Source organism: Lentzea sp. NPDC060358 (assembly GCF_042725365.1).
In the GTDB taxonomy this organism is placed as follows: domain Bacteria; phylum Actinomycetota; class Actinomycetes; order Mycobacteriales; family Pseudonocardiaceae; genus Lentzea.
The window spans coordinates 16255-27868 of the sequence record NZ_JBHXCW010000091.1 but is presented as its reverse complement, the minus strand read 5'-3'; the positions used below and the strand labels follow the sequence as shown (position 1 = coordinate 27868).

The 11614-nt window shown below is 70.2% G+C and carries 11 protein-coding genes; 5 read left to right on the top strand and 6 right to left on the bottom strand.

Annotated features, from left to right (window positions below; genetic code table 11):
* Window positions 1-44: 44 nt before the first annotated feature.
* Window positions 45-1085, bottom strand: coding sequence for an NAD(P)-dependent alcohol dehydrogenase (locus ACFWGZ_RS20560; protein WP_382453142.1), 1041 nt, complete (start codon window positions 1083-1085; stop codon window positions 45-47).
* A gap of 146 nt (window positions 1086-1231) precedes the next feature.
* Between ACFWGZ_RS20560 and ACFWGZ_RS20555 the strand changes: the two genes are divergently transcribed.
* A complete protein-coding gene (locus ACFWGZ_RS20555; RefSeq protein WP_382453141.1) occupies window positions 1232-2101 on the top strand; it encodes a helix-turn-helix transcriptional regulator in 870 nt (289 codons plus the stop codon).
* The gene (locus ACFWGZ_RS20550; RefSeq protein WP_382453140.1) at window positions 2098-2382 is read left to right on the top strand and encodes a SelT/SelW/SelH family protein; all 285 of its coding nucleotides are present in this window, start codon (window positions 2098-2100) and stop codon (window positions 2380-2382) included. The genes ACFWGZ_RS20555 and ACFWGZ_RS20550 overlap by 4 nt, the downstream gene beginning before the upstream one ends.
* Here ACFWGZ_RS20550 and ACFWGZ_RS20545 read toward each other — a convergent pair whose 3' ends face one another.
* Window positions 2383-3159, bottom strand: coding sequence for an SDR family NAD(P)-dependent oxidoreductase (locus ACFWGZ_RS20545; RefSeq protein WP_382453139.1), 777 nt, complete (start codon window positions 3157-3159; stop codon window positions 2383-2385).
* Between the two features lie 75 nt (window positions 3160-3234).
* Between ACFWGZ_RS20545 and ACFWGZ_RS20540 the strand changes: the two genes are divergently transcribed.
* Window positions 3235-3819 carry a TetR/AcrR family transcriptional regulator gene (locus ACFWGZ_RS20540; RefSeq protein WP_382453138.1) on the top strand — a complete coding sequence of 195 codons (585 nt, stop codon included), beginning with the start codon at window positions 3235-3237 and terminating at the stop codon, window positions 3817-3819.
* Here ACFWGZ_RS20540 and ACFWGZ_RS20535 read toward each other — a convergent pair whose 3' ends face one another.
* The 4 genes from ACFWGZ_RS20535 to ACFWGZ_RS20520 are packed head-to-tail and all read right to left on the bottom strand — an operon-like array spanning window position 3820 to window position 7256.
* On the bottom strand, window positions 3820-4773 hold the full coding sequence (locus ACFWGZ_RS20535; RefSeq protein ID WP_382453137.1) for a glycine betaine ABC transporter substrate-binding protein: 954 nt from the start codon (window positions 4771-4773) through the stop codon (window positions 3820-3822).
* Entirely contained in the window at window positions 4770-5504 is a 735-nt protein-coding gene (locus ACFWGZ_RS20530) for an ABC transporter permease (protein ID WP_382453136.1), read from the bottom strand. Before ACFWGZ_RS20530 ends, ACFWGZ_RS20535 begins: the two co-directional genes overlap by 4 nt.
* Window positions 5501-6616: an ABC transporter ATP-binding protein gene (locus tag ACFWGZ_RS20525; RefSeq protein ID WP_382453135.1), complete on the bottom strand. Its 1116-nt coding sequence runs from the start codon at window positions 6614-6616 to the stop codon at window positions 5501-5503. The genes ACFWGZ_RS20530 and ACFWGZ_RS20525 overlap by 4 nt, the downstream gene beginning before the upstream one ends.
* Entirely contained in the window at window positions 6609-7256 is a 648-nt protein-coding gene (locus ACFWGZ_RS20520; RefSeq protein WP_382453134.1) for an ABC transporter permease, read from the bottom strand. The genes ACFWGZ_RS20525 and ACFWGZ_RS20520 overlap by 8 nt, the downstream gene beginning before the upstream one ends.
* A 253-nt stretch (window positions 7257-7509) precedes the next feature.
* Between ACFWGZ_RS20520 and ACFWGZ_RS20515 the strand changes: the two genes are divergently transcribed.
* Window positions 7510-11373 carry an amino acid adenylation domain-containing protein gene (locus tag ACFWGZ_RS20515; protein WP_382453133.1) on the top strand — a complete coding sequence of 1288 codons (3864 nt, stop codon included), beginning with the start codon at window positions 7510-7512 and terminating at the stop codon, window positions 11371-11373.
* A gap of 10 nt (window positions 11374-11383) precedes the next feature.
* The gene (locus tag ACFWGZ_RS20510; RefSeq protein ID WP_382453132.1) at window positions 11384-11608 is read left to right on the top strand and encodes a tautomerase family protein; all 225 of its coding nucleotides are present in this window, start codon (window positions 11384-11386) and stop codon (window positions 11606-11608) included.
* Window positions 11609-11614: the final 6 nt, after the last annotated feature.

Here is an 11614-nt window from a genome sequence, read left to right as displayed (position 1 = left end):
CTCCGTGCCCGCCCTACTGAGCGGGCGCGCAGTCCCCCGGCCGGTCAGATCGTCGCGGTGTCGATCACGAACCGGTACCGCACGTCGCTCGACTCGACCCGCCCGTAGGCGGTGTTGGCCTCCTCGGCCGAGATGACCTCGATCTCCGCGCCCAGGCCGTGCCCGGCGCAGAAGTCCAGCATCTCCTGGGTCTCCGCGATGCCGCCGATCATCGAGCCGGCGAGCACCCTGCCGCCGCCCAGCAGCGAGAACAGGTTCAGCGAGACCGGCTCCTCCGGCGCACCGACGTTGACGAGCGCGCCGCGGGTCCCCAGCAGGCCGAGGTACGAGTCGAACGGCAGCGGCGCCGACACCGTGGACAGGACCACGTCGAACTTCCCCGCGAGCTCGGTGAACGTGGCCGGGTCGGCGGCGGAGCGGTAGTCCGAGGCCCCGAGCGCCAGCCCGTCGTCCCTCTTGCGCAACGACTGCGACAGCACGGTCACCTCGGCGCCGAGCGCGACGGCGATCTTGACGGCCAGGTGGCCGAGACCGCCGAGGCCGACGACCGCGACCTTGCTGCCGGGTCCGGCGCCCCAGTGCTTGAGCGGCGAGTAGACGGTGATGCCCGCGCACAGCAACGGCGCGGCGACATCCAGCGGGAGCGCGTCGGGGATGCGCACGACGAAGTTCTCGTCGACCACGACCTGCTTCGAGTAGCCGCCCTGGGTGACGTCGCCGTGGCGGTCGACGTCGTTGTAGGTCAGGGTGTTGCCGCCGGTGCAGTACTGCTCGAGCCCGCGCAGGCAGTTGTCGCACTCGCGGCACGAGTCGACCAGGCAGCCGACGCCGACCCGGTCGCCGACGGCGTGGCGGGTGACCCCGGACCCGACCGCGGCGACGACGCCCGCGATCTCGTGGCCCGGCACCATCGGGAACCTGCCCCGGCCCCAGCCCTCGTTGACCTGGTGGATGTCGGAGTGGCAGATGCCGGCGAACCGGATGTCGATCAGGACGTCGTGCGCACCGACCTCGCGGCGCTCGATCGTCGTGCGCTCCAGAGGTGCCTTGGGGGCCGGAGCGGCGTAGGCGGCGACGGTGCTCATCGGGTTTCTCCTCGTTCTCGTCGTGTCGATGGCGACACTGCTCCGGTTCGGGGGACTCACCCAGACACCTGCTCTACGTACGCCTGCCGTACCTACCAATGGCAGTAGCAGGCACAACGGAGCGGGTGCGGGGAATACTCGGGTGCATGACGGTCGACCCGCGCGCCGAGCTGAGCGACTTCCTGCGCACCCGCCGGGCGCGGCTGTCCCCCGACGACGTCGGGCTGCCCCGGTACGGCAGGACCCGGCGCGTTCCCGGACTGCGCCGCGAGGAGCTGGCGCAGCTCGCGGGCGTCTCCGTCGCGTACTACACGCGGCTCGAGCAGGGCAACGGCCGCAACGTCTCGGCCGAGGTGCTCGACGCGATCGCCCGCGCGCTGCGGCTCGACGACGCCGAGCGCGAGCACCTGAACAACCTGACCCGCAGCAGGCCGGGCAAGAAGAAGGCGCCGCGGTCCCAGCTGCGACCGGCGTTGCAGCACCTGCTCGACGGCATCGCCGTGCCCGCGTACATCGGCGGGCGGTGCTCCGACGTGCTCGCGTGGAACTCGATGGCGGCGGCGCTGTTCGGCGACTGGGGCCGGCTCGAGCCGCGCGACCGCAACTGGGCGCGGATGATCTTCCTGCGGCCCGAGTGCCAGAACCTCTTCGTCGACTGGAGGAGCAAGGCCTCCGACGTCGTCGCGTTCCTGCGCCTCGACGCGAGCTGCTGCTCCGACGACCCGGAGCTGGCGGCGCTCGTCGGCGAGCTGTCGCTCAAGAGCGAGCTGTTCCGGCAGCTCTGGGCCGCCCACGAGGTCAGGCAGAAGAGCTTCGGCACCAAGGTGGTGCGCCACCCGCTCGTGGGCGAGATGACGTTGTCGTACGAGGCGCTCGCCGTGCCCAGCGAGCCCGGGACGTTCCTGACGACCTACCACGCCGAGCCCGGCAGCCCGTCCGCCGAGGCGCTGCAGCTGCTCGCGAGCTGGGGCGAGGACGCGACCGCGGCCGGGGCGTCTGCTAGAACTCAGGCGTGAGAACGCCGCGGCTGGAGATCGAGTACTGCACGCAGTGCCGGTGGCTGCTGCGCGCCGGCTGGACCGCGCAGGAGCTGCTGACCACGTTCACGACCGAACTGGGCGAGGTCGCGCTGATCCCCGGCACGGGTGGCGTGTTCGACGTGCGGGTCGACGGCGAGACCGTGTGGTCGCGCGAGGAGCAGGAGGGCTTCCCGGACCTCGCCGTGCTCAAGCAGCTGGTGCGCGACCGGGTGGCGCCGGAGCGGTCCCTGGGCCACACCGACCGCAAGCACCCCTGATCACGTCGCCGTGACGGCGCCCATCACCATCGCGGCCTGACGCCTGCCCAGCAGCCGCCCGAACGAGAGCATCACCCGGTTCGCCCTGCCGACCGCGATGCTCGGCGGCGGGTTGCGCCGGTCGAGCGTCCGCAACGCCGTCTCCACCACCATCCCGGGCGGCACCCTGCGCGCGCCCGCGGACGCCTGCTCCCCCGCCACGTCGAAGAACTCGGTGCTGGTCGCGCCCGGTGAGAGCGCGAGCACCTTCAGACCGGCCTTGCGGTGCTCCGACCACAGCGCCTCGGTGAAGCTCAGCACGAACGCCTTCGCCGCGCCGTAGACGGCCATCTTCGGCGTCGGGTGGTACGCGGCCATGCTCGCGACGTTGACCAGGAACCCCTTCGCCTCGACCAGCTCGCCGAGGAACGTCCTGGACAGCTCCACGACCGCCGAGATGTCGAGCGCGATCTCGGTCCGCAGCCGCTCGACGTCCTCCTGCGCGAACAGCCCGTACGTGCCGAAGCCCGCGTTGTTGATCAGCCCGGTGAGCTTGAGGTCCCGCTGCCGCAGCTCGGCGGCGAGCCCGGCGACGGCACCCGGCGCGGTGAGGTCGCACGGCAGCACGGTCACCTCGACGCCCTCCAGCTCGGCGGCGAGGGCCTCCAGCCGATCCGCCCGGCGAGCGACGAGCACCAGGTCAGCGCCCCTGCGGGCGAGCTCACGGGCGAACTGCGCGCCGATCCCGGCACTGGCACCGGTGACGAGGACGCGCGCTCCTCGGTAGTTGATTGTCACTTCAGGTCCTCCTTGGCATCGAGTGCCAAGTTAGCATCGAATGCCGAGAGGGCGCCACGCCACTAGGCTGGGGGCATGTCAGAACGCCTCTGGGACCGCACCCGGCGCCGCGTCCGGGAAGAGGTCGTGGACGCCGCGCTCGAGCTGTTCCTGGAGCAGGGGTTCGAGGAGACGACGGTCGACCAGGTGGTGGCCGCGGCCGGGATCTCCCGGCGGTCCTTCTTCCGCTACTTCGGCGCGAAGGAGGACATCGTCTTCGGCGACCTCGCCGAGCAGGGGCCGGTGATCCTGGAGGCGTTGCGGGCACGGCCGGACGACGAGCCGATCTACGACGCTCTCGCGCAGGCGTTCCTCGTGCTGGAGACGCGGCTGGACCCCGGGCGCGGGGTGAAGATCTCGCGACTGGTGGCGGCGAACCCCGCGTTGCGCGCGGGGCACCTGGAGAAACACCTGCGCTGGCAACAGGTCCTGGCACCGGAGGTCGAACGCCGGCTCGGCACCGGTGACGCACCCGCGGGCCTCGTCGGCGAGGCGGTCGTCGCCACCGTGCTGGCGTGCCTCGACGCGGCCACCACCGCCTGGCTGGACCAGGGCGGCAGCGACCTCGCCGAACTGCGGCGGCTCTACGAGCTCGCGCTCGCGGCCGTCCGGAGTGGATGATCAGTCGGTCTTCACGAAACCCTTGCCCACCATCCAGTCGCGGGCGACCGAGCCCGCGTCCTCGCCCTCCACGTCGACCCGGCGGCACAGCTCGATCATCTGCTCGTTGGTCAGCGCGCGGCTGATGGTCTCGAGTGGACCGCGGATCTGCGGGTACCGCGCGAGGAAGTCCGCCCGCACGGTCGGCGCCACGTTGTACTGCGGGAACGCCTTCTCGTCGTCCTCCAGCACCCGCAGCTTCTGCGCGGCGATGCGGCCGTCGGTGGTGAAGACCTCGCCGACCGGGCACGTGCCGCCGGCCACGGCCGAGTAGATCGTGCCGATGCCGAAGTTCTTCACCTCGGTCGTCGGGAAGCCGTAGGTCCGTTGCGCCGCGGGGAAACCGTCCTGCCGGCTGGTGAACTCGGTCTCCAGGCAGAACACCGCCTGGTCCGGGTTCTGCCCCAGGAACGCCGCCAGGTCCGACGTGGTCCTCAGGCCGTGCTGCTCGCCGTAGGCCTCGGTGACCGCGAACGCGTACTGGTCGTTGAGCGGCGAGTAGGCGAGCCACTCGACGCCGAACCGGTCGAGGTCCGCCTTCTTGACGGCGTCGTACTGCGCCTGTTCACCGCCGGGCACCGGCGTCTCGTTGCCCTGGTAGTTGATCCAGCCGGTGCCGGTGTACTCCCAGACGACGTCGATCTCGCCGTTGAGCAGGGCCTGGCGCGCGGTCTGCGAGCCCTTCAGGTCGGTCAGGTCGACGATGTCCGCCCCCGCCGCCGACAGCGCCATCTCCGCCATGTACCCCAGCAGGACGTTCTCCGTGAAGTCCTTGGACCCCACGGTGATCTCGACGCCCCGCAACGACCGGTCGGCCTGGATGGAGCCCGGGAGGACCCGGTACGGCAGCGCGGTGTTGAGGTCGAGACCGCAGCCGGACAGGACCAGCACCAGGACGAGCACGAGCTTCTTCACCGCACCCCCTTGGGGCCGAGGCGGCGTTCCATCACCGCGCCGGCCCAGTCGACCAGCAGCGCGAGGGCGGCGGCCAGCACCGAGCCGGTCACCAGGACCTTCGTCAGGCTCAGCTTGTACCCGGTGTCGATCAGCAGCCCGAACCCTCCCGCGTTGACGAACAGGCCGAACGTCGCCGTGCCCACCGCGAGCACCAGCGAGGTGCGCAGGCCGGCGAGGACCAGCGGAACCGCGAGCGGCAGCTCGACCCGCCACAGCACCGCCGCCGGCGACATGCCGATGCCGCGCCCGGCGTCCACGAGGGACGGGTCGACCTGCTGCAGGCCGACGATCGTGTTGCGCAGCACCGGGAGCAGCGAGTAGAACGCCAGCGGCAGCGCGGCCACCCACAGCCCGCCGGACGCGCCGGTGACGAGGAACCACAGCACCAGCACGCCGAGCGCGGGCGCGGCCTGGCCGACGTTCGCGACCGCCAGGAACACCGGTGCGAGCCAGCGCGCCCACGGCCTGGTCGCGACTACCCCCGCCGGCACCGCCACCACCACGACGATCGCGGTCACCACGACCGTCATCGCCAGGTGGTCGCGCAGTGCCGCCAGCAGCGACGACGGGTTCAGCGTGCCCTTCTCGGTCGCGGTCAGCTCGCCGCCGAACACCCACGCGAACACCCCGGCGACGATCAGCAGCACCAGGACGGGCTGTGCCCAGAACCGGATCCGCTCGGCCGTCATGCGCTCGCCCGCAGCCGTTGGACGACGTCGGTCACCGTCGCGAGGTCGACCGTGCCGACGTACTCGCCGCGGCTGCCGGTGACGACCGCGCGACCGCCCTCGGTGACCACCGCCTCCAGCGCGTCGCGCAGCGTCGACTGCAACGACACGGAGTCGCGCACCGGCTGGCCGATGCCCTCCAGCGACGACGCGCGCCTGAGGTCGTTGCGCTGCACCCAGCGCACCGGGCGGTCGCGCCGGTCGAGCACCAGCAGGAACCGCTCGTCGCCCAGCTCCACTGTGGACGGATCGGCGTCGGAGCGCGCCGTCACCGCCCGGCCCAGCTCGACGTCGCGGACCCGCGTCAGCGTCAGGGCCTTCAGCGACGCGCCGGCGCCGACGAACCCGGCCACCGTGTCGTCCGCCGGGTTGGCGAGGATCGCGTCGGGCGTGTCGTACTGCAGGACCGTCGACCGCTCGCCCAGCACGGCGATCTTGTCGCCGAGCTTCACGGCCTCGTCGAAGTCGTGCGTGACGAACACGATCGTCTTGTGCAGCTCGGACTGCAGCCGCAGCAGCTCGTCCTGCAGGTGCCCGCGGGTGATCGGGTCGACCGCGCCGAACGGCTCGTCCATCAGCAGCACCGGCGGGTCGGCGGCCAGGGCCCGCGCGACGCCGACGCGTTGCTGCTGACCGCCGGAGAGCTGGCGCGGGAACCGGTCGGCGTACTCGCCGGGGTCGAGCCCGACGAGGTCCATCATCTCCTCGACGCGGGCCGCGATCCTCTTCTTGTCCCAGCCCAGCAGCCCCGGCACGATGCCGATGCTCTGCGCCACGGTGAAGTGCGGGAAGAGCCCGGCCTGCTGGATCGCGTAGCCGACCCGGCGGCGCAGGTCGTCCGGGTCGATCCCCAGCGCGTCCTCGCCGCCGATCGTGATCGTGCCCGAGGTCGGCTCGATCAACCGGTTGATCATGCGCATGGTCGTGGTCTTGCCGCAGCCGGACGGGCCGACGAACACCACGACCTCCCCGGCGGGCACGACCATCGAGAAGTCGTCGACCGCGGCCGCCTTCTGCCCGGGGTAGCGCTTGGTGACGTGCTCCAGCCGGATCTCGATGCCTTCTTCAGCCACGGACGCCCCTCGAGACGGTGAGTCGGTTGACGAGCACGTACACACCGTCGAGCAGCAGGGCGAGGACCACCACGCCGATCGTCCCGGTGAGTGCCTGGTTCATCGCGTTCGCGCTGCCCGCGTTGGCGAGGCCGGAGAAGACCTCGGACCCGAGTCCCGGTCCCTTCGCGTAGGCCGCGATCACCGCGATGCCCATCAGCATCTGGGTGGCCACGCGCATCCCGGCGAGGATCGCGGGCCAGGCCAGTCTCAGCTCCACCCTGGTCAGCACCCCCGCCCGGCTCATCCCGATCCCCCGCGCGGCGTCGCTCACCGCCGGGTCCACCCCCGCCAGTCCGACGATGGTGTTCCGCACGATCGGCAGCAGCGCGTACAGCACCAGCGCGACGACCGTGGTGTCCGCGCCGAGCCCGAAGACCGGGATCAGCAACGCCAGCAGCGCGAACGACGGAATGGTGAGGATCGTGCTGGCCAGAGCCGTGGCCAAGGCGGACCCGACCGGGCTGCGGTACACCGCGACCCCGATCGCCACGCCGAGCACCGCCGCCAGCACCGTGCACTGCACCACCGCACTCACGTGCAGGAACGCCTGCAGGGACAACCGGTCCCAGCGGTCGGTCACGTACTCGAGCACATCCAATTCGCGGCCCCGCCCTCGAAGTTGGCGTCAACCCAACACCAATGTGGACAGTGGGGCAACTGTTCGCGGCCGAACCACCCGTCTCGGATGGCGGAACTCCGCTGTGGCCCAAGGCCGTTCTGGTAGACCTCCTCGGCTGGCCACCAGGTAGTTCGCTCCAGCAGGTTTCGAGCCGACACTCATACGTTCTTCAACCAAACCGAAAAGCCCCTACACCTGCTCACGCCCGCTGAACGCTTGGGGGATTTCTGAGATGTCGCACGAAGCTGAAGTGGACGGCGGCTGCCTTCCCGACCTGCTGCGCAAGCAGGTGGAGGTCCAACCCGATCGCACAGCCGTCGTCTTCGGTGAAGACACCACCACCTACGGCGAGCTCTTCGAGCAGAGCTCGGCGCTGGCCACACACCTGCGCAGACTCGGCATCAGCGCGGACGACTGCGTGGGCATCTTCGTCGAACCGTCGCTGGACCTCGTCGTCGGCGCCTGGGGAATCCTCTGCAGCGGCGGCGCCTACCTGCCGCTGAGCCCCGAGTACCCGGAGGAGCGCCTCCGGTACATGATCGAGGACTCGCGCACGAAGGTCGTCGTCACCCAGCCCGCCCTCAAGCAGCGCCTCGCCGAACTCGCGCCGCCCACCACGCGGATCGTCACGCTCGACGACTGCGACGAGGCGTTCGACGACGGCTTCTCCCCCGCGCACGACAGCCTCGCCTACATCATCTACACCTCGGGCAGCACCGGCCGCCCCAAGGGCGTGATGATCGAGCACCGCAGCATCGTCAACCAGATGCTGTGGCTGCAGGACGCGCACGCCATCGACGCCTCCAAGCGCGTGGTGCAGAAGACGCCGATGAGCTTCGACGCGGCGCAGTGGGAGATCCTGGCGCCCGCGGTCGGCAGCACCGTCGTGATGGGACGCCCCGGCATCTACCGCGACCCGGAGATGCTGATCGAGACCATGCGCGAGCACGGTGTCACGACGCTGCAGTGCGTGCCGACGTTGCTGCAGGCGCTGATCGACACCGAGGAGTTCCACACCGTCACGTCGTTGCAGCAGGTGTTCAGCGGTGGCGAGGCGTTGTCCCGCACGCTCGCGCAGAGCTTCGTCGACACGATGCCCGCCACCGCCCTCATCAACCTCTACGGCCCGACCGAGACGACGATCAACTCGTCGTCGCACGTGGTCGACCCCGCGGAACTCGCGGAGGCCCCGAAGTCCATCTCGATCGGCCTTCCCGTCGCGAACACCACCTACCGGGTGCTCGACGCGAACCGCGACCTCGTCACCCCCGGCGAGATCGGTGAGCTCTACATCGGCGGCGTCCAGGTCGCCCGCGGCTACCTGCACCAGCCGGAGCTGACCGCGGAGCGGTTCGTGGACGGCATGTTCCGCACCGGCGACCTGGTGACGCAGAACCTCGACGGCACCGTGCAGTTCGCGGGCCGCGCGGACAGCCAGGTCAAGCTGCGCGGCTACCGCGTGGAACTGGACGAGATCCGGCTCGCGATCGAGACGCACGACTGGGTGCGCAACGCGGCGGTGATCGTCAAGGAGGACCAGCGCACCGGGTTCCAGAACCTGATCGCGTGCGTCGAGCTCAACCCCAAGGAAGCCGCCCTGATGGACCAGGGCAACGCGGGCGCGCACCACCAGTCGAAGGCGAGCCGCCTGCAGGTCCGCGCGCAGCTGTCGAACCCCGGGGTGCGCGACGACCTCGCGGGCCGCGAGTCGTTCGAGCTGCCGGGCGAGGAAGCCTCGTGCCTGCAACGCAAAGTCGTCTTCTCGCGCAAGTCGTACCGGTTCTACGAGGGCGGCCAGGTCACCGATGCGGACCTCGCGCGGCTGCTGGAGCGCAAGCCCGCCGGCGCCGGGTCGCACGACCCGAGGAACGTCCGCTTCGCCGAGCTGGGCGAGATCCTGCGCTACTTCGGCGCGCACTTCAGCGACCAGCGGCTGCTGCCGAAGTACGGCTACGCCTCACCGGGTTCGCTCTACGCGACCCAGCTCTACCTGGAGCTGCACCACATCGCGGGCCTGCGGGCGGGGTTGTACTACTACCACCCGCTGCGCCACCAGCTCGTCCTGATCTCCGCGGTCGAGGAGAGCGCGCAGGCCCAGGCGAAGCTGCACTTCATCGGGCACAAGGCCGCGATCGAGGCGGTGTACCTCAACAACATCCAGGAGGTCCTGGAGATCGAGACCGGTCACATGATCGGGCTCTTCGAGGAGGTCCTGCCCGGCTACGGCCTCGACGTCACCGCGTCCGGGTTCACGCCGGAGACCAAGGCGCTGCTGGAGGTCCCGGAGGAGGACTACTACCTCGGCACGTTCGAGCTGTGCGCCTACACCGGTCCGCGCGAGGACGACGTGGAGGTCTACCTGCAGACCCACCCCGGCCGGGTCCCCGGCCTGCCCGGCGGCCTGTACCGCTACGCCGGCGGCGAGTTCGAGCGGGTCTCCGACGAGATCGTGCTGCGCAAGCACGTCATCGCGATCAACCAGGCGGTGTACGAGCGGGCGAGCTTCGGCGTCAGCGCCGTCTCCCGGTCGCCCGAGCTGTGGCGGCGCTACATCGACCTCGGCCGCACCATGCACCGGTTGTCCGCCAACGACGTCGACCTCGGCTTCATGTCGTCGGGCTACAGCTCCAAGTCGGACAACGACCTCCCGTCGGCCAAGCGGATCTGCGACATCCTCAAGGCCGTCGGCGAGCAGGACGGCCCGTCGTACTTCTTCCTGGGCGGCAAGGTCTCCTACGAGCAGCGCCGCAGCCCGGGCATGAAGGAGGACGTCGTCCACATGAAGGGTCCCGCGGAGCTGATCCGCGACGACCTGGTGAACTTCCTGCCGGACTACATGATCCCGAACAAGGTCGTGGTGCTGGACGCGCTGCCGGTCACCGCCAACGGCAAGATCGACGTCAAGGCGCTGGAGGCGTCGGACAAGACCGACGTCGACGACCAGGACCGCCCGTTCGTCGCGCCGCGCACCCTCACCGAGCGCCGCATCAGCGAGATGTGGAAGAAGCTGATGAAGCGCGAGACGGTCTCGACGCACGACGACTTCTTCGAGACCGGCGGCAACTCGCTGATCGCGGTGGGCCTCGTCAACCGCATCAACAAGGACTTCGGCACCACCCTGCCGCTCCAGGTCCTGTTCGAGTCGCCGACGGTCGAGCAGCTCGCCCGCCGCGTCGACGGCCTGCACGACGGACCGGTCTCGCGGCTGGTCCCGTTGCAGCCCAGCGGTGACGCGACGCCGGTGTTCTGCTGGCCGGGTCTGGGCGGCTACCCGATGAACCTCCGCACGCTCGCGAGTCGTTCGGAGCGGCCGTTCTACGGCGTGCAGGCCCACGGCATCAACGAGGGCGAGACGCCGTACCGCACGATCCGCGAGATGGCGGCGGCCGACATCGAGGCCATCAGGGAGGTCCAGCCGGAGGGCCCGTACACGCTGTGGGGCTACTCCTTCGGCGCGCGGGTCGCGTTCGAGACGGCCTACCAGCTCGAGCAGTCCGGGCACGAGGTCGCGAACCTGTTCCTGATCGCGCCGGGATCGCCGAAGGTGCGCTCGGAGCGGGCGAACGACGAGGCGTCCTACGACAACAGCGCGTTCGTCACGATCCTGTTCTCGGTGTTCGCGGGCAGCATCACCGACCCGCTGCTCACCCGGTGCCTCGAGATCGCGAAGGACGAGGACAGCTTCGCGGCGTTCATCAGCAGCGAGTTCCGCGACCTCGACAGCGAGCTCGTCCGCCGGATCATCCGGATCGTCACGGAGACCTTCTCGTTCAAGTACACCTTCAGCGAGCTGGCCGAACGCACGATCTCCGCGCCGCTGACCATCTTCAAGGCGCAGGGCGACGACTACTCGTTCATCGAGGGCAGCGAGGGCTTCTCCGTCACCGACCCGGTCGTCGTCGAGCTGGCGGCCGACCACTACAGCCTGCTGCGCGAGCCCGACATCGACGAGCTGATGGCGTCGATGGACCAGCGCTCGGCCGTGCAGCAGGAGGTCGCCCGCGTGCCGGTGCTGCTGTCCGACGAGCAGATGTCCGAACTGATCGCCGCCGTCACCAAGGCCGTCACCCTCGCCATCGCGGCGAACCAGTCGTGAGGAGGACCCCGTGCCGCACGTGAACATCAAGCACTTCCCGAAGCAGCTCACCGACGCGCAGTCGGCGGAGCTGGTCGCCGGCATCACCGCGGCGGTGACGAAGGCGTTCGGCTGCGCCGAGGGCGTCGTGTCGATCGCGGTCGAACCGGTGGCGCAGGAGCAGTGGCAGGACCGGGTCTACGGGCCGGAGATCGTGGAACGCAAGGAACTCCTGCACAAGACCCCGACCTACTGAGGCGCA